The following is a 16,727-nucleotide window of genomic DNA, read 5'->3' as shown; positions in this document are numbered from 1 at the left end:
GTATCAGGCTTCCACGACCTGTGGCACCCACTGCTGCTGCGGAATCGGCAACTGACATGAGTCGCCTCGCCCTATCGGGAAGTATTGGAAGCCCTTGCGCGACAGGCGCTCGCCGTCATACAGGTTGCGGCCATCGAAGATCACCGGGGTTTTCAGGCGCTGGTGGATCAGGTCGAAATCGGGGGCTTTGAACTGCTGCCACTCGGTGCACACGATCAGCGCATCGGCGCCAACCAGAGTGGACTCCGGCGTGCCCATCAGCATCAGCCGTTCTTCGTCGCCGTAGAGGCGCTGGGTTTCCTGCATGGCTTCCGGGTCGAACGCGCGCACGTTGGCGCCGGCAGCCCACAGCGCTTCCATCAGCACGCGGCTGGGTGCATCGCGCATGTCGTCGGTGTTGGGCTTGAACGCCAGGCCCCACAGGGCGAAGGTCTTGCCGCGCAGATTGCCTTGGAAGAACGCATTGACGCGCTCGAACAGCTTGCTCTTCTGGCGTTGGTTGATCGCTTCTACGGCTTCCAACAGGTCGCTGGAGCAGTTGGCCTGTTTGGCGCTGTGGATCAAGGCGCGCATGTCTTTGGGAAAACATGAACCGCCGTAACCGCAACCGGGGTAGATAAAGTGATAGCCGATGCGCGAGTCGGCACCGATGCCCAGGCGCACGGCTTCGATATCCGCCCCCAGGTGCTCGGCCAGCTCGGCGATCTGGTTGATAAAGCTGATCTTGGTGGCCAGCATGCAGTTGGCGGCGTACTTGGTCAGCTCGGCGCTGCGCAGGTCCATGAAGATGATGCGGTCGTGGTTGCGGTTGAACGGCGCGTACAGATCGCGCATCACCTCGCGCACTTCTTCGCGCTCACAGCCGATGATGATGCGATCCGGACGGCGACAGTCGGCAACCGCCGAGCCTTCCTTGAGGAATTCCGGGTTGGAGACGATATCGAACTCCAGGTGCCGGCCAGCGACGTGCAGGGCTTTTTCGATATGGGCGCGCAGGGTGTCGCCGGTGCCCACGGGTACCGTGGACTTTTCCACCAGGATTACCGGGGCCACTCGATGACGGGCCACGGCGTCGCCCACCGACAGCACGTACTTCAAGTCGGCCGAGCCATCTTCATCCGACGGCGTGCCGACGGCGATGAACAGCACTTCACCGTGTTCGACGGCGAGCTTCTCATCGAAAGTGAAATTCAGGCGGCCGCTTTCCAGGTTCTCCTTGACCATGGCGGCCAGTCCCGGTTCGAAGATACTCACATGGCCTTGCTGCAGCAGCTTGACCTTGTTTTGATCGACGTCCATGCAGATCACATCGTGACCGACTTCGGCTAATACGGTGGCCTGTACCAGGCCGACGTAACCACTACCAAATACACTGATTTTCATGGGGCATTCCTGGGACGAGTAGCACTGGCACGACGAGAGTTGATGATCAGCACACCGAGGATGACAAGCGCCACCCCCAGGGTTTTTGAAACGGAAAAATGTTCGTTGAACACCGGCAAGCTGGCGGCCAACAGGTACACCAGCGCATAGCTGATGCTGAGCAATGAATAGGCGCGGCCAAGGGGCAGGTGCTTGAGCGCGCCGAGCCAGCAGAGCATCGACAGCGCGTAGGCGAAGATCGCCAGGCTCACCACGCCCAACGCAGCGAAGTCGATGGCGTTGCTGTTCAACGCCGCCAGCCATTCGGTGGGCAAGGGCAGGCGCGTCATGCTCCAGCGCATGCCCAATTGGGCGGCGCTGACCAGGCCAACGCTGCCCAGGGCCAGGGCAAAACCACGCACGCGGCTCATACCTGGCGCCCCAACAGCACCACACCGGCAATCACCAGCACGACACCCAGCCAATGCCGTGTGTCGATGTGTTCCTTGAACACAAAGCGCGCCACCAGCGTGACCAGGACAAAATTGAGGCTGAGCATCGGGTAGGCGATACCGACTTCCAGGCGCTGCAACACCAGCAACCACACCAGCAAACCAAAACCCAGGCACAGCAGGGCCGACCACAGCCACGGCGAGCGCAGCTTCAGCGCCCAACCGTCGGGCTGGTCGCGCCAGCTTTCCACGGCGAATTTTTGCGAAACCTGGCCCATGCATGTCAGCAGGCAGGCGGCCAATAACAGGCATAGCGTGATCATGGCGCAACCTGCGGGAACACCAGGATCACGATATTGCCTTGCTCGTAGCGCTTGCCGTCTTTGGGCAGCAAGTCCACCTCGGCGATTTCGTCGTCACCCTTCACACGCATGACCACCCCGACGGCGCCGTGTTTACGTGCGTCGCTCATCCACTGCTGGACCTGTGTGGTGTCGACCTTGTGATGGGCCGCATCGTCGAAGGCCAAGCCATATTTCACTTCGCCGACGGTGTTATAGAGGGTCACGTCCGGGCGCTTGACGCGCCAAGCCAAGGCGGAGGCTGCGCCCAGGTCATTGCTCAGCAACGCGCTGGTCTGGCTCAGCTCCTGGAGGTGATCGATGATGAACTGGTCCGGAGTCTTGTTGTAAACCACCGAATGGGGCAGTGCGGCCGGTACCAACGCCACCAGCAACCAACTGCCGACTACCGGCGCTGCCCACAGGCGCAGCGGGCGTGACGCTTGCAGCAGGTTGGCGATGATCCAGCCGAACAGGAAGACAAACACCAGCACCAGGCTGAGGGTTTCCTGACCGTGTTCGTAGACGGGCTTCTTCAGTTGAAACCACGTCAGCGCCAGTAACGCCGCGACGCCAATCACCAGGTTCAGCCAACCGTTGATACGCACGACACGGCCGCGGCCTGCGGCGAGTTTGTCCGCCAGTGTCGAGCCCATCAGCAGCGCCAGCGGCAACAGGCACGGCATGATGTAGGAGGGCAACTTGCCCTTGGCCAGGCTGAAAAACGCCAGCGGCATCAGCAGCCACAGCAGCAGGAAGGCAGTTTTCGCTGCACGTTTTTCCTGCCACGCCTGTTTCAGGGTGGACGGCAGCAGTGCGACCCACGGCAGGCTGAACGCGACCAGCAGCGGTAGGTAATACCAGAAAGGCTCGGCGTGCTGGGCATCCTCGCCGGCAAAACGCTGGATATGCTCGTGCCAGAAGAAGAAATTCCAATAGTCCGGTTCTTGCAGATGCACGGCCAGTGCCCACGGCAGGCTCACTGCAATGGCGACAACCACGGCCACCAGCCCATAACCAAGCAGTTCGCGAAAGCGCTTCTGCCAGATCGCGTAGGGCAGGGCGATCAACACCGGCAACAGCCACGCCAGGAATCCCTTGGTCATAAAGCCCATGCCACAGGCGAAACCCAGCATCGCCCAGGATCCCAGGCGGCCGTTGCGGGTGGTGCTGTCGAAGCAGAACCACAGGGCAACGCCGGTCAGGTTGACCCAGAAGGTGAACTGCGGATCGAGGTTGGCATAACCGCCCAAGGCCGCGACGCTGACAAAGCTCATGTACAGCACGGTGCTGACCAGGCTCTTTTGCGGGTCATTCCACAGCCGGCGTGACACCAGGTACACCAGCAGGATGCTCAAACCGGTGCTCAACGCCGAGGCGAAGCGCACACCAAACAGGTTTTGCCCGAAGATCGCCTGGCCGAGCGCGATCATCCAGTAACCGGCAGCCGGCTTTTCGAAATAGCGAATCCCCATGAAGTGCGGCGAAGCCCACTTGCCGGTCAGCAGCATTTCCTGGCTGATCTGTGCGTAGCGGGTTTCATCAGGAATCCACAGGCCATGGGTGGCCAGCGGCAGCAGGTAAAACACGCCAAACGCTAACAGGAGCAGGGGCAAGGCCCAACGCCGAATCATGCCTGCTGCACTCCAAGCCAACCCTCACGGCCGCTCAATGCGCCGCGCACCAACTGTTGCTGGGGCAGGGTGGTCAGGTCCGCAGGCAACAAGTCACCCAGCGGTTTGAAATCGATGCCGCGCTGCCCTGCCTGGGCAAGCAACTGGCGAAAATCGTTGGCCATCAGAATCCCTTCTACTTCTGCGTGGATCGTGTAGACGTTGAGCTTCGACTCGGCAAACCGGTCAAGAATGAAGCTATTGAAGTCTTTGGCGGCCACCACCGGCCCGACGACTTCGTCGAAGGTCGGCAGGTCCACCGGAATTTGTGGCGTACCTGCGCTGCCATCGGCCAATGTCGGCCGAAACAGGCTGGTACCCCGGCAATCGCTGTTGTAGCGAAAGTTGAAACCTTGCTTGGCTTGCACCACACGCTCGTCGGCACGCCAACCGGCGGCCGCCGAACAGTCGATACGTTCGCCCAGGATGTCGCTCAGGGTCTCCACGCCGCGTCGAATTTGCTCGACCAGTTGTGCATCGCTCCACCGTCCGGTGTTGGCCTGCCAGCCATGGTGATCCCAGGCGTGCAGGCCGACTTCGTGACCGGCGGCCTTGGCCTGGCGCATCAAGTGCCCCAAGTCACGGCCGATCGGCTTGCCCGGCCAGGCAGTGCCGGCGAGCAGGATGTCCCAGCCGTACAGGCCGGCAGCGTTGGAACGCAGCATCTTCCACAGGAATTGCGGGCGGATCAGGCGCCACAAGTGGCGCCCCATGTTGTCCGGCCCGACACTGAAGAAGAACGTCGCTTTTACCCCGGCCTCGTCCAGGGATTCGAGCAACCGTGGCACACCTTCACGGGTGCCCCGATAGGTATCGACGTCAATGCGAAGACCTGCCTGCATTAGCGCTTATCCGCGATTTCGAGCATGGCCTCGCGCAGGAAGAAGTCCAGCGTGTTGCCGATGGTTTCGCTCATCTCCACGGTTGGCTCCCAGTTCAGCAGGCGCTTGGCGTTTTCGATGCTTGGCTTGCGGTGTGCCACGTCTTGGTAACCGGTGCCGTAGAACGCCTTGCTCTCCACATCGCGGAAACCGGCGAACGGCGGGAAGTTGCTGCGCAGCGGGTGCGCTTCGAACTGACGCAGCAGCTCTTCGCCCAACTGGCGGATGCTGGCTTCGTTTTCCGGGTTACCGATGTTGATGATCTGGCCGTTGCAGGCATCGTTGTCGTTATCAATGATGCGGGCCAGGGCTTCGATACCGTCGGCGATGTCGGTGAAGCAGCGTTTCTGCTCGCCACCATCGAACAGGCGGATCGGCGTGCCTTCCACCAGGTTCAGGATCAGTTGGGTGATCGCACGGGAGCTGCCGATACGGGCCGAATCCAGGCGGTCGAGGCGTGGGCCCATCCAGTTGAACGGACGGAACAGCGTGAAGTTCAGGCCCTTGGCGCCGTAGGCCCAGATCACGCGGTCCAGCAGTTGCTTGGAGACCGAGTAGATCCAGCGCTGTTTGTTGACCGGGCCAACCACCAGGTCGGAAGTGTCTTCGTCGAAATACTGGTCCTGGCACATGCCATAGACTTCAGAGGTCGACGGGAAGATCACGCGCTTGTTGTACTTGACGCAGTAGCGCACCAGCTTGAGGTTTTCTTCGAAGTCCAACTCGAACACGCGCAGTGGGTTGCGGGTGTATTCGATCGGCGTGGCGATGGCCACCAGCGGCAGGACCACGTCGCACTTCTTGATGTGGTACTCGATCCACTCGGTGTGGATGCTGATATCGCCTTCGACGTAATGGAAGTTCGGGTGGCTGCGCAGGCGCTCAATGGCGTCGGAGCCAATGTCCAGGCCGTAGACTTCATAACGGTCGTCACGCAGCAGACGCTCGGACAGATGGTTACCGATAAAACCGTTCACGCCCAGGATCAGCACGCGGGTACGACGTGGCTTGCGGCCGGACTCGGCACCGCGCAGCACGGAGCCGTCGACCAGGCCCAGTTCGTTGGCCAGGGAAGGGCCGGCCAGGTACAGGCCGTTGTCGTTGCGCTGGCCGAACTTGACCACCAGGGAGTCTTCGCCACAGGCGATGCGCAGCGGGTTGACGCTGATCACCCGGCCCGGCGCCAGGCCTTCGTTGCCCTTGACCACCTCGGCTTGCCACACGATCAGCTTGTGTTCGCCCACGGCACAGAATGCGCCTGGATACGGTTGAGTCACGGCGCGAACCAGGTTGAACAGGGTTTCAGCCGGGTGTTTCCAGTCCAGCTTGCCGTCTGCGGCCGTGCGGCGACCGAAGTAAGTGGCTTGGCTTTCATCTTGTGCGGTTTCAGTCAGCTTGCCTTCGGCCAGTTGCGGCAGGACATCACGCAGCAGGTTGCTGGCGGCTTCACGCAGCTTGGCATGCAGGGTCAGGCCGGTGTCGCTACGCTCGATGGTGACTTTTTGCTGGGCGAGGATCGCGCCGGCATCCGCACGCTTGACCATGCGGTGCAGGGTCACGCCGGTTTCGGTTTCGCCGTTGACCAGCACCCAGTTGGCCGGGGCGCGGCCACGGTACTTGGGCAGCAACGAACCGTGCAGGTTGAACGCACCTTTACGGGCGGTGGCCAGCAGCGGCTCGCTCAGCAGGTTGCGGTAGTAGAAAGAGAAAATGTAATCCGGGTTCAGCTTGGCGATGCGCTCAATCCACAGAGGGTGGTTGGCGTCCTCTGGCGCATGCACCGGGATACCGTTGCGGGCGCACAGTTGGGCAACGGAGCCGTAGAAGTTGTTTTCCTTGGGGTCGTCGGCATGGGTAAACACAGCAGCAATTTCGTAGCCGGTATTGAGCAGCGCTTCAATGCCTGCACAACCAATATCGTGGTACGCGAATACAACAGCTTTTGAACTCATGACTGAACCTGATCGGCGGAAGTGGAAGTATGGGAAGACACCAGGCCGTCAACGACGACCACAGGAGCCGGTGCTGCCGGTTGGTTGCGCAGCACTTTTTCGATAAAGAAGCGTGGGCGGGCGCGCACATCGCTGTACATGCGGCCCAGGTATTCACCCAAGAGGCCCATGCCGATGAACTGGCCACCGGTGAAGACGAACAGCACCGCGAATAGCACGAACAGGCCGTCGCCCGCCCAGTCGGCACCGAAGGCCAGGCGCAGAACGATCAGCGCGAAGGCAAACAGCATGCCCAGGGCCGCCAGGCTGAAGCCGACAATAGACAGCAGGCGCAGCGGCGTGGTGGTCATGCAGGTCAGCAGGTCGAACATCAGGCTGATCAGGCGCATGGCGCTGTATTTGGACTCACCGTGTTCGCGCTCGGCGTGGTGCACCAGGATTTCCGTGGTGTGGCGGGCGAAGCCGTTGGCGAGGATCGGGATAAAGGTGCTGCGCTCGCGGCAGGCGAGCATGGCGTCGACGATGGTGCGGCGGTAAGCGCGCAGCATGCAGCCGTAGTCGGTCATGGCCACGCCGGTAGAGCGCTGCACGGCAAGGTTGATCAGGCGTGACGGCCAGCGGCGAAACGCCGAGTCCTGGCGATTGTTGCGCACGGTGGCGACAACGTCGTAGCCGAGGGCGGCTTGCTCCACCAGGCGCGGGATTTCTTCGGGAGGGTTCTGCAGGTCGGCATCGAGGGTAATCACCACTTCGCCCTGGCACTGTTCGAAACCCGCCATGATCGCGGCATGCTGGCCGTAGTTGCGGTTGAGGATCACAGCCACCACGTTGCTGCCGTCTTCTGCGGCAGCGTCTTCCAGCAGTTGGGCCGAGTTGTCACGGCTACCGTCATCCACCAGGATGATTTCGTATTCGTAGGCCAGTTGCCTGCACGCCGCGGTGGTGCGACGCAGCAATTCAGGCAGGCTTTCTTCTTCGTTGTAGACCGGGATAACGATCGACACGCGATGAATAGGGTAGGGTTTCAAAGATTTATGACCTCGGGGTTAGAGCAGCGTGGCGCGTTAAAACGCCCGCAATCATTGGATACAAACGCCGTGCAGCGGTTAGGAACCGCTAAAAATCGAATTCTAATCAAGAGGTTAGTTCAAAAATGTGAATGTCGCCTTAAGCTTCCGTATTTAAGATTAAGCTCAAAAATGTAGGAAAGGTATGAAGTGGAAGTCGAAAATTCGTTTATTTGACAGCCAGACAGCCAGGGTTCAGCTAAACATGAGGGCGCTAAGGGGGGGCTGGATCGCGGTGAAACAGGAGCGGCATGCAACGCATTTACTACAGCGTGGGCGAGCACAAACAGGCTTCGACCACGATTGAAGAATCTTCTCTGCAATGGCCCTCAAGTGCCGGTAAAGTAACGCGTCTCTTGCCAGGGTAATCGGATGAATAGCGTGCAGCGTTTACGCGGCCAGTTGCGGCCAGTATTGATGGGGTTGTTGATGAGCGTGGCGTGTGTCACGACCGTTCGCGCCGATGAAAGCGTGGCGTTGACCAGCCTCGATCAGGTGCCGGATGGCGTGGAAGTACGTGGCAAGCAGATCGCCGCTTACACCTGGGACGACCGCCAGGGCAAGAATCTGCTGGTGCTGGCTGAACAAGTCAGCGAGCGGGATGACGACGGCACCCAGTCGTCCTTTGTGTATGCCGCTCAGTACCTGATCGACGGTAACCGCCCCAAGCGCGTGTGGATGCTCTACGACGATGTGCAGCATTGCGAATTTGACGCGGCGTTACGTTTCGACCAAGCCGCGACCAAGGTCACCGACCTGTCTGGCGATGGCATCACCCAGGCCACTGTGGGCTATTCGCGCACCTGCACCAGCGACGTCAGCCCCAATGAGTTCAAGCTGATCATGCATGTGGGCAAGTCGCAGAAGTACCGTTTGCGCGGTGTCGACCGCTACGGCGCCGCCTGGTGGGATGAAGAGGCCGGGGCGTTGCGCGGGATGCCGCTGCCCAAGGATTGCAGCACCGCTGGGCAACAGGCGCTCGTCAGCCAGTACAAGGAGCAGGGCACCGAATTGCCGTTACCCGGCTGCTATGGCGATGAGAAGGATTTCGCCAATGCGCCCGAGGCGTATCTCACGTTCATGCGTCAGCATTGGTTCGCACTGATGCAAAAGCAGGACGCCGAATGGAGCCAGGCCCAGACCCAGCCCCAGGAACCCACGGAGGACGAAGAAACCGCCCCATGATTTGGTAAGAGGGCCTGTGCTGCGCTAGACTCGGCCCTCGCCAATTCACTAAATACCTTGATTTAACAATGGCTTGTTCGAGGTATTTAATCCAAAGGCTGATCTATTTTGACTGAGCATATCCGCAACCCGCTGACCCTCTACCTCACCCGCCTGGCCCCCTCCAGCCAACTCACCATGCGCTACGTGCTGCAGGACGCCGCCGACCGCCTGGGCTTCGAGGATATCAACCTTGAAGACATCGACTGGCACCTGCTGCAACCCGAACACGTCATCGCCCTGGTAGCCGCCCTGCGCGAAGACGGCTACGCGCCCAACACCTCATCGTTATATGTAAATGCGGTGCGCGGGGTGATGAATGAAGCGTGGCGCATGAGCCTGATCAGTCAGGAACATTTGTTGAGAATGCGCACGGTCAAGCCAGCGCCCGGTACGCGTCTTGGCCAGGGCCGTAACCTGCGGCGCACGCTGATCCGCGAAATGATGGAAGTCTGTGCCGCCGACCCCAGGCCACAAGGCCTGCGTGATGCAGCGGTCATCGGCATCCTCTACGGCTCGGGCATGCGCAAGTCGGAGTCGGTCAACCTGGATCTCGCGCAGATCAACGTTGAGGAGCGCAGCTTGCGGGTCATTGGCAAAGGCAACAAAGAGTTGATCAAGTACGCGCCGCAATGGGCATTTGCCAAGTTGCAGGCCTGGCTGGCGTTTCGGCGCGAGCAGTTAAAAGAGGGCGAGCAGGACGACAGCTTCCTGTTCAATCGCATCCGCCGGGGTAGCCATATCACCCGGGAACGCATTACTAAACACGCGATTTACTACATTGCCCGGCAGCGAGGGGAACAGGTTGGGGTGAAGATCATGCCCCATGACTTCCGTCGCTCGTTTATCACGCGGGTGATCGAGGAGCATGACCTATCGATCGCGCAGAAGCTGGCGCATCACACCAACATCCAGACCACCGCCAGCTATGACGTGCGTGACGACAACGAACGCCGCCGAGCCGTAGATCGGTTCGACCTGTAGTGAGCGGGCTTGCTCCGCGCCGGCTTGCATAGCAGCCCCCAAGTTTATTGGGTCTGCTTCGCAGCCCAGCGCGGGGCAAGCCCGCTCACCACAAAAGCCTGATCATCACAAAAGCCCGATCACCACAAAAAGCCCTGTCACCAGGAACAGAGAGGTCACCACAGGCGCTCAGTTCATCAAGGCGCTCGCCACAGGGAGGATGTTCAGCCTTCGAGCGCCTTCAAGGCTAGAGGATGGGTTTCCCCCCGGTAACCGCATAGCGTGAACCGGAGATGTAGCTGGCTTCATCCGAGGCAAGCAGCACATAAATCGGCGCCACTTCCACCGGTTGGCCAGGTCGGCCCAGTGGTGTTTCGCTGCCGAAGCTCTTCACGTCTTCATCGGTCATGGTCGCCACGATCAGCGGCGTCCAGATCGGTCCGGGGGCCACACTGTTGACGCGAATGCCCTTGCTGCCCAGCAACTGCGCCAAACCGCCGGTGAAGTTGGCAATCGCGCCCTTGGTGGCGGCGTAGGCCAGCAGGGTCGGTTTGGGCATGTCAGAGTTGACCGAACTGGTGTTGATGATCGAACTGCCAGCCTTCATATGGGGCAGGGCGGCCTTGCAGATGCGAAACATCGCCGTGATGTTGATATCGAAGGTCTTCACCCATTCCTCGTCCTCGATCTCTTCGAGGGTTTCGTGGGTCATCTGGAACGCAGCGTTATTGACCAGCACATCGATGCGACCGAACTGTTCGACGGTGCTGTCGACCAGTGCCTGGCACTGGACTTTCTGTGCAAGATCGCCGGGCAGTAACAGGCATTGGCGACCGGCCTCTTCCACCCAGCGTGCGGTTTCCTTGGCGTCTTCGTGCTCGTCCAGGTAGGCGATGGCAACGTCTGCACCTTCACGGGCAAACGCAATGGCAACCGCGCGACCGATGCCGCTGTCGGCCCCCGTGATCAGCGCGATTTTGTTGGCCAGCCGACCAGAGCCTTTATAGCTTTGCTCGCCACAATCGGGATACGGGTCCATTTTTCTCTGGGAGCCTGGGACCGATTGGGCTTGAGGGGCGAAAGGCGGGCGTGGGTAGTCAGTCATCTCAATCTCCATAGGTTCCTAAGGGTGCTATGGAGTTAGTAATTTCTTGGCCGGCGATAGTTGTGCTGGATCCTGCCCAGGGCCGACGAGTGGTTAACGCCGAGCCCTGTTGTTACCCCTCAGGAGGAGGGCGGGGCACTCGCCAAGTGGGCGGGCAAACGGCGCAATGTCCAGATCACCGTGAGCATCGCCGCGACGGCGCACATCGCAATGCCGATGATCATTGGCGCCGGGGTGTGGTCGGCAAAGACACCAACAAGGGTCATGGACACTGCCCCTGTGATCATCTGAATCGCGCCAAGCAAAGCGGATGCAGAACCCGCCACCGCGCCATGGTCCTCCAGGGCCAATACCCCCGAGGCAGGCAACAGCAAACCAAGGAAGCCGAAGCCGATAAACAGCAACGTCATCATCAGGACCAGGCTATCAACCCACAGCGTGGTGACCGCCAGCAGAAGCATCACTGCAGCCACCGCCGTAACTGACCAAAGTATCAACGGCACCAGACCGAAGCGTGCGCTCAGGCGCGCCGTCAGCTGGCTCATAGCGAAAAATGACGCCGCATTCAGGGCAAAACACAGGCTGAATTGCGTGGGTGTCAGGCCGAAATACTCGATGTACACAAAGGGCGCGCTGCCAATAAAAACAAAGAACGTTGCCAACCCAAAGCCGCAGACCACCGACAATCCGATAAACACAGGATCGCGCAGCAGAGCCCCATAACTGCTGAATGCAGTGCCCAGGGTTTTACCCATACGACGCTCGGGCGGGTGGGTTTCGGGCAATTGCACGGCCGTCATCACCAGGCACAACACGGCCACCACCGCCAGCACGGCGAACACTTCGCGCCAACTCCAGAGCGCAATCACCACACTGCCAGCCAGCGGGGCAAGAATTGGCGAGACACTCATCACCAGCATCAGCAATGACATCAGCCGCGCGGCTTCATGGCCGGTGTACAGATCGCGAACGATAGCCCGAGGGATCACCATGCCGGCGCACGCACCAAATGCTTGCAGGGCACGAAAGCCAATCAGCACTTCAATGGTCGGCGCCAGGGCGCAGCCGATACTGCCGATGGCAAAAATCAGCAGCCCGGCATAAATCGGCGGTTTGCGTCCGAATACATCGCTGATGGGGCCGTAGAACAGCTGGCATACCCCCACGATCACAAAGAACACGGTCAGGCTCATCTGTACGGCGGCCGGCGAGGCGTGCAGGCTCGCGCCAAGGGTTGGCAGCGCAGGTAGATAAATGTCGATGGCGAACGGGCCAACGGCCGTGATCAACCCCAGGAGCAGGGCCAAGTGGGCAATACTTCGAGACATGGGCATTTCCGGGCGGAGCAAAGGATGGCCAGCTTAAGGGATCCTCGCAGATCCGCAAACTTAGGCTTCACTAACCAGTGACTGCTGCCGATAACGTTAATAGAGGTTGGGTTCCCAACCCGCGGCCAAGGTATGGGGATACCCGCATGACGATCAAACTACGCTTGATGCTGTTGATAGCGACCGGGTTGCTTACCGCCCTGGTCATGAGCCTGGCCAGTTACCTGGGCAACACGCGGATGGGCGAGGCTGTGCAGGCCAACGAGGTCGCCATGACGGTACTGCGCAACCACATGGAAGCCGACATGATGCACGACGCCCTGCGCGCCGACGTGTTGTCGGCCATGTTGGTGGGCTTGGGGAAAAGCGCCAGTACCAAGGCCGAGGTGACGAGTTCGATCAAGGAACATTCAGAGCACTTCCGGGAGGTGCTGGGGGACAATCTCAAGTTGCCCCTGGATGACATCCTTAAAGCCAGTCTGGAAAAAATCAAACCCAGCCTCGATACCTATATAAGCGCCGGCGAACGTATCGTCGCGCTGGCGTTGGAAAATCCCGAAGCCGCTCGCGCAGAACTGGAGAGTTTCAACACTGCGTTCAGCCGTCTGGAAGACCAAATGGCGGCGCTGAGTGAGCTGATCGAAACCAATACCCAGCAGACCGGCGCAAGCACTCAGCACGCAATCAGTAATGCGAACTTCACCCTGGGCACGGTGTTGATTGCCAGCGTATTGCTGCTGTTGGCTCAGGGCCGCTGGGTCATCCTGAGCATCATGGGGCCGCTGCAGACCGCCAGCCGCATTGCGGCGAGTATCGCCAGGGGCAACTTGAGCGAGCCGATTGTTGAACCTAAGCGCAATGATGAAGCCGGTGCGCTGATTCTTAGCCTTGCCACCATGCAGCGCGACTTGCGCGGCATGATCGAAGTGGTGCGCAGCAACGCTCATGGCGTCAATGGCATGAGCGAGCAACTGAGCCACGGCTGCCATGAAGTCGCCGGCAGCAGCCAGCAGCAAAGCGCGGCCGCCAGCACCATGGCCGCTGCTGCGAGTGAAATGACGGCGAGCATCGAAGAAATCACCCGGCACGCCGGCCGCGCCCTGGACATGGCCAATCAGGCTGAAGCCTTGGCCAAGGACGGCGGTCGCGTCATTCACCAAGTGGTCAAGGACATGGACGGTATTGCCCGTTCAGCCCAGCAATCGGCTCAGGTGATCCGCACGCTGGACAAGGAGTCCGAGGCGATTTTCAGCATTATCCAAGTCATCAAAGGCATCGCCGACCAGACCAACTTATTGGCCCTCAACGCCGCGATTGAGGCTGCCCGCGCGGGAGAACAAGGCAGGGGATTTGCGGTGGTCGCCGATGAAGTGCGCAGCCTGGCGGGTCGCACCAGCGCTTCGACCCAGGAAATTGCCAGCATGGTCGGACGCATCCAGCAAAATACTCGGGAAGCGGTGACCAGCATGGAGGAGGGCGTCACTCAAGTGGATAAAGGCATGGCGGTGACCGCAGAAGTAGAACGGGCAATCCGCGAGATTCTGCAGGCCACGTTGAACACTACGGAGTTGGTGAACGACATTTCGCGCACCATCGGGGAACAAAGCCTGGCCAGCAATGAAATCTCCCATCAGGTGGAGATGATCGCTGGCATGTCGGAAAACAACAGCCGCGTGATCGGGCAAACTGCCTCAACTACGGATGAACTGGCCAATCTAGCAGGCAAACTGTCGCAATCTGTGGACCGTTTTCAGCTCTAACAGGGGTAGCGTAGGAATGACTCACATATAACTCAACTAAATAGATATTTAGTTGAGTTATATCATTATCGAATAATCGGGGCAGGGCCGGGCTAGGGGGATTTCTTAGTACCGTCACCGAAAACAATGCTCTTATGGACGAAATACCCGACGATTCCCCCAGTGCTTGTCGTCGTCGCGCATGATCACTTTCTCTTGAACAGAGGTCGTGGAAAATATCGAGGCAAACTCGATCACCGCATAATTTCCGGCAGGCGCGTCAGGTAGCTGATCGATAAAACCAATCGCAATAGGTTCTCGCTTCTGGAATGAACCCAGCCCCAGTCGCAGGCCTTTGAGGCTACTGGCCCACATCAACTTAGAGGTTTTGGCTTGCAGCACGGGACTGACTGCGGGCCAAGTCATTTCGGCTGTGCCCGCATCAAGTAACCCCAAAAATCCCACAGCTGTATCGAAAACACGCTGTTGCTGTTGCGGCGTTCCAGGATCGGTTGCAGTGACATTAGGCATGTTGTTGTTGAAGCTGACGTCGCAGCCACCGAGCATCGTGAGTATGAACACCATGACTGCAAGCGACTTCATGCAAAACCTCCAAGGCACTGACATCCGTTGGAACGAGTAAAGATGACGCTTAAGGGGGTTGCCATCAGCTAGGCGGAAAATGCTGGGGTGGTGTGTGAATTCTGCAGGCCTACGGCTGGCATTCAGAAACATATGGTTACGCATAATGTATATTATGTTAAACAGGATATTACGTAGAGATGCTCATCGGCCATATATCCCTCAACGTCTACTGTCCCTTTCCCAATTTTCTGCACTCACGTTGAATGGCGTCCATCAGGCATCAGTCAATTTCCAAAAAATGCCGATGCGATCGCCAAGCTGCAGGCTGTCACCGCTTCCAGCCGTCCATTTGTCAGCGTCTGGTACTGCCAACGATATTTTGCCTGGTTGGCACGTAGCTAGAATCTTGAGCAAAGCTTCTGGGGCTTGCTACGCCGAAACCACACACCTCGGGCGCCTTCTAAACTCACCAGTGTATTCGGCGTTCTGAACTGGGCATACGCACGAGTAACCAGAAAGTCAGGGCTGTCGGCCAACAGTTGATCAAAGCGCCGTAAGTGCTCGGTTTTTTTCATTCTGCAGCTGACGCTTGGGCTCTTGTATCAATGGGGCAACGCCCATGCGATTACGAAGAATCCCGGACATGCGCAACGAGGTAGCCTGGCCGATGGACGCTGCCGCCAATGGCGTTAAGGAAAACCGGTCGAAGCACCCTTCCCATCCCTTGCCCCAGCTTTCGTTGAGGGATGCACATTGCCCGAAGTCAACAGCAAGTGCCGGACGTTTGTATTCCTTACAGTGAGTGACACTCAAAACTGTAGGCCCAAAAGACCCGCGTGGGCGAGGCAATCTCGACTGCGGCCGGCGTTGGGGATTTTTAAATCACTTCACCCTTCGACTTGGTAATAGAACCCCACCCAGCGATAGGGGTCTGCTCTTGTATCAGATATCAGGAATACATCGAATGTCCGCGCAACATAGCCTGGTAATACTCGCTCGGGGAGGCTACGCCGCTCGGGGATTGCTTTATTTGATCATCGGTATCTTCGCACTGCTGGCAGCACAAGATTCGACGAAACCGAAGGACAGCCACAAAAGCCTGGAAGCACTGCTAAGCCAACCTTTTGGCTATTTTCTAGTTGGCCTTGTGGTGGCTGGCCTCCTCGCATTTGCGGCGTGGCGCATCCTGCAAGCTACACGCGATGTCGATCATCATGGCAAGAAATTCAAAGGGTTGGTGATTCGAGCTGGTCTGTTCGCGGGAGGTATGTTCAACGGCGCTCTAGCGTTTTTTGCGTTGGGCCTACTCATTAGCGGTATTAAAAGCTCGGGCGATTCTGGAGGGCAAACCAAAGACTGGTTAGCGCATCTCTTGTCATGGGATCACTCGAATGTGTTGGTATACCTGATCGCACTCGTTCCGCTTGGGGTTGGTATTGCTCACATCATCAAGGGATGGAAAGCGTCATTCGAGAGATATTTTGAGGCCGATGAAGACGTCATGCGATACGTCCGCCCGGTATCACGATTCGGACTAATCGCCCGTGGAGTCGTATTTTTAGAAATTGCGTTGTTACTGGCCATCAGTGGTTCCACTTATCAAGCCATGGATCCACCTGGTATGAAGGAATCGCTGGATGCGCTCCAAAATCTACCTGCTGGTTGGTTGATTTTGATGGTGATGGCCTTGGGGCTGATTGCCTTCTCGGTGTACAGCTTCTCTGAAGCCTTTTGGCGCAAGATCAACATGGATGTGCCGGGAGTACCGAGCAAGGATTGATGAGAAACGGAAGTCTCACGGCCATGGGGAGCCTTACTCGCACCAGGGCCACGATCTTGGCGGGTTATCCACGAGATCTATTGATCGCACCAGCCGGTAGTAATATCCGTGAAAAAGAGTGAGCTTCCCGTAAAAACCTGCGTGATCTGTGGTCTTCCCTTCACTTGGAGGAAGAAATGGGCGCGCTGCTGGGACGAGGTCCGTTATTGCTCGGAGCGCTGCCGGCGCAGCAAACGTTGACCAAAAAAGGGCCGTCACAGGCCCTCTTGTATTCA

The 16,727-nt window shown here is 58.9% G+C and carries 15 protein-coding genes and 1 pseudogene; 6 read left to right on the top strand and 10 right to left on the bottom strand.

Features of this window, described 5'->3' with window-relative positions:
- Nucleotides 1-3: 3 nt before the first annotated feature.
- From ACEN2T_RS01920 to arnC, 7 genes are read right to left on the bottom strand one after another with little or no spacing between them, the layout of a single operon-like run.
- The gene (locus ACEN2T_RS01920; RefSeq protein WP_032885662.1) at nt 4-1,383 is read right to left on the bottom strand and encodes a UDP-glucose dehydrogenase family protein; all 1,380 of its coding nucleotides are present in this window, start codon (nt 1,381-1,383) and stop codon (nt 4-6) included.
- Entirely contained in the window at nt 1,380-1,793 is a 414-nt protein-coding gene (gene arnF / locus ACEN2T_RS01915; protein ID WP_032885661.1) for a 4-amino-4-deoxy-L-arabinose-phosphoundecaprenol flippase subunit ArnF, read from the bottom strand. The genes ACEN2T_RS01920 and arnF overlap by 4 nt, the downstream gene beginning before the upstream one ends.
- Nucleotides 1,790-2,137, bottom strand: a complete 348-nt coding sequence (arnE, locus tag ACEN2T_RS01910; RefSeq protein WP_032885660.1) for a 4-amino-4-deoxy-L-arabinose-phosphoundecaprenol flippase subunit ArnE — start codon at nt 2,135-2,137, stop codon at nt 1,790-1,792. Before arnE ends, arnF begins: the two co-directional genes overlap by 4 nt.
- The gene (gene arnT, locus ACEN2T_RS01905; RefSeq protein WP_442116195.1) at nt 2,134-3,789 is read right to left on the bottom strand and encodes a lipid IV(A) 4-amino-4-deoxy-L-arabinosyltransferase; all 1,656 of its coding nucleotides are present in this window, start codon (nt 3,787-3,789) and stop codon (nt 2,134-2,136) included. Before arnT ends, arnE begins: the two co-directional genes overlap by 4 nt.
- Nucleotides 3,786-4,670, bottom strand: a complete 885-nt coding sequence (gene arnD, locus ACEN2T_RS01900) for a 4-deoxy-4-formamido-L-arabinose-phosphoundecaprenol deformylase (protein ID WP_032885658.1) — start codon at nt 4,668-4,670, stop codon at nt 3,786-3,788. The genes arnT and arnD overlap by 4 nt, the downstream gene beginning before the upstream one ends.
- Nucleotides 4,670-6,661, bottom strand: a complete 1,992-nt coding sequence (gene arnA, locus ACEN2T_RS01895; protein WP_442116194.1) for a bifunctional UDP-4-amino-4-deoxy-L-arabinose formyltransferase/UDP-glucuronic acid oxidase ArnA — start codon at nt 6,659-6,661, stop codon at nt 4,670-4,672. The genes arnD and arnA overlap by 1 nt, the downstream gene beginning before the upstream one ends.
- The gene (gene arnC / locus ACEN2T_RS01890) at nt 6,658-7,689 is read right to left on the bottom strand and encodes an undecaprenyl-phosphate 4-deoxy-4-formamido-L-arabinose transferase (RefSeq protein ID WP_032885656.1); all 1,032 of its coding nucleotides are present in this window, start codon (nt 7,687-7,689) and stop codon (nt 6,658-6,660) included. Before arnC ends, arnA begins: the two co-directional genes overlap by 4 nt.
- A 411-nt stretch (nt 7,690-8,100) precedes the next feature.
- Here arnC and ACEN2T_RS01885 point away from each other — a divergent pair, with 411 nt between their 5' ends.
- Both ACEN2T_RS01885 and ACEN2T_RS01880 read left to right on the top strand, forming a co-directional pair.
- Complete coding sequence (locus ACEN2T_RS01885) at nt 8,101-8,913, top strand: M949_RS01915 family surface polysaccharide biosynthesis protein (protein ID WP_442116193.1); 813 nt, start codon at nt 8,101-8,103, stop codon at nt 8,911-8,913.
- 108 nt (nt 8,914-9,021) lie between these two features.
- Nucleotides 9,022-9,936 carry a site-specific integrase gene (locus ACEN2T_RS01880; RefSeq protein ID WP_032885654.1) on the top strand — a complete coding sequence of 305 codons (915 nt, stop codon included), beginning with the start codon at nt 9,022-9,024 and terminating at the stop codon, nt 9,934-9,936.
- 226 nt (nt 9,937-10,162) lie between these two features.
- Here ACEN2T_RS01880 and ACEN2T_RS01875 read toward each other — a convergent pair whose 3' ends face one another.
- Together ACEN2T_RS01875 and ACEN2T_RS01870 are read right to left on the bottom strand one after the other, a co-directional pair.
- Nucleotides 10,163-11,020, bottom strand: coding sequence for an SDR family oxidoreductase (locus tag ACEN2T_RS01875; RefSeq protein ID WP_442116192.1), 858 nt, complete (start codon nt 11,018-11,020; stop codon nt 10,163-10,165).
- Nucleotides 11,021-11,139: 119 nt separating this feature from the next.
- Nucleotides 11,140-12,348 carry a multidrug effflux MFS transporter gene (locus ACEN2T_RS01870; protein ID WP_099602487.1) on the bottom strand — a complete coding sequence of 403 codons (1,209 nt, stop codon included), beginning with the start codon at nt 12,346-12,348 and terminating at the stop codon, nt 11,140-11,142.
- Between the two features lie 146 nt (nt 12,349-12,494).
- On the opposite strand from ACEN2T_RS01870, the pseudogene ACEN2T_RS01865 reads away from it, so the two are divergent.
- Nucleotides 12,495-13,250, top strand: a pseudogene (locus tag ACEN2T_RS01865) (MCP four helix bundle domain-containing protein); the annotation flags it as partial.
- Nucleotides 13,245-14,108, top strand: a complete 864-nt coding sequence (locus ACEN2T_RS01860; RefSeq protein ID WP_407692698.1) for a methyl-accepting chemotaxis protein — start codon at nt 13,245-13,247, stop codon at nt 14,106-14,108. The pseudogene ACEN2T_RS01865 and the gene ACEN2T_RS01860, both read left to right, overlap by 6 nt.
- 132 nt (nt 14,109-14,240) lie before the next feature.
- Here the strand turns inward: ACEN2T_RS01860 and ACEN2T_RS01855 are convergent, their stop codons facing one another.
- Nucleotides 14,241-14,690: a DUF4019 domain-containing protein gene (locus ACEN2T_RS01855; RefSeq protein WP_442116191.1), complete on the bottom strand. Its 450-nt coding sequence runs from the start codon at nt 14,688-14,690 to the stop codon at nt 14,241-14,243.
- A 946-nt stretch (nt 14,691-15,636) separates the two neighbouring features.
- On the opposite strand from ACEN2T_RS01855, the gene ACEN2T_RS01850 reads away from it, so the two are divergent.
- Together ACEN2T_RS01850 and ACEN2T_RS01845 are read left to right on the top strand one after the other, a co-directional pair.
- A complete protein-coding gene (locus tag ACEN2T_RS01850; RefSeq protein ID WP_032887308.1) occupies nt 15,637-16,452 on the top strand; it encodes a DUF1206 domain-containing protein in 816 nt (271 codons plus the stop codon).
- 108 nt (nt 16,453-16,560) lie between these two features.
- Complete coding sequence (locus ACEN2T_RS01845; RefSeq protein WP_081797726.1) at nt 16,561-16,692, top strand: DUF2256 domain-containing protein; 132 nt, start codon at nt 16,561-16,563, stop codon at nt 16,690-16,692.
- Nucleotides 16,693-16,727 lie beyond the last annotated feature (35 nt).

The sequence above is a fragment of the Pseudomonas sp. W22_MBD1_FP4 genome (genome assembly GCF_052113765.1).
Taxonomy (GTDB): Bacteria; Pseudomonadota; Gammaproteobacteria; order Pseudomonadales; family Pseudomonadaceae; genus Aquipseudomonas; species Aquipseudomonas sivasensis.
Note: the sequence above shows the minus strand (reverse complement) of the source record. Positions and strands in the feature narration are given on the sequence as shown.

Coding starts and splice junctions, on each gene's coding strand:
- ACEN2T_RS01920 (WP_032885662.1), bottom strand. CDS start 1,383: ATGAAAATCAGTGTATTTGGTAGTGGTTACGTCGGCCTGGTACAGGCC.
- arnF (WP_032885661.1), bottom strand. CDS start 1,793: ATGAGCCGCGTGCGTGGTTTTGCCCTGGCCCTGGGCAGCGTTGGCCTG.
- arnE (WP_032885660.1), bottom strand. CDS start 2,137: ATGATCACGCTATGCCTGTTATTGGCCGCCTGCCTGCTGACATGCATG.
- arnT (WP_442116195.1), bottom strand. CDS start 3,789: ATGATTCGGCGTTGGGCCTTGCCCCTGCTCCTGTTAGCGTTTGGCGTG.
- arnD (WP_032885658.1), bottom strand. CDS start 4,670: ATGCAGGCAGGTCTTCGCATTGACGTCGATACCTATCGGGGCACCCGT.
- arnA (WP_442116194.1), bottom strand. CDS start 6,661: ATGAGTTCAAAAGCTGTTGTATTCGCGTACCACGATATTGGTTGTGCA.
- ACEN2T_RS01885 (WP_442116193.1), top strand. CDS start 8,101: ATGAATAGCGTGCAGCGTTTACGCGGCCAGTTGCGGCCAGTATTGATG.
- ACEN2T_RS01875 (WP_442116192.1), bottom strand. CDS start 11,020: ATGACTGACTACCCACGCCCGCCTTTCGCCCCTCAAGCCCAATCGGTC.
- ACEN2T_RS01870 (WP_099602487.1), bottom strand. CDS start 12,348: ATGTCTCGAAGTATTGCCCACTTGGCCCTGCTCCTGGGGTTGATCACG.
- ACEN2T_RS01860 (WP_407692698.1), top strand. CDS start 13,245: ATGCAGCGCGACTTGCGCGGCATGATCGAAGTGGTGCGCAGCAACGCT.
- ACEN2T_RS01855 (WP_442116191.1), bottom strand. CDS start 14,690: ATGAAGTCGCTTGCAGTCATGGTGTTCATACTCACGATGCTCGGTGGC.
- ACEN2T_RS01850 (WP_032887308.1), top strand. CDS start 15,637: ATGTCCGCGCAACATAGCCTGGTAATACTCGCTCGGGGAGGCTACGCC.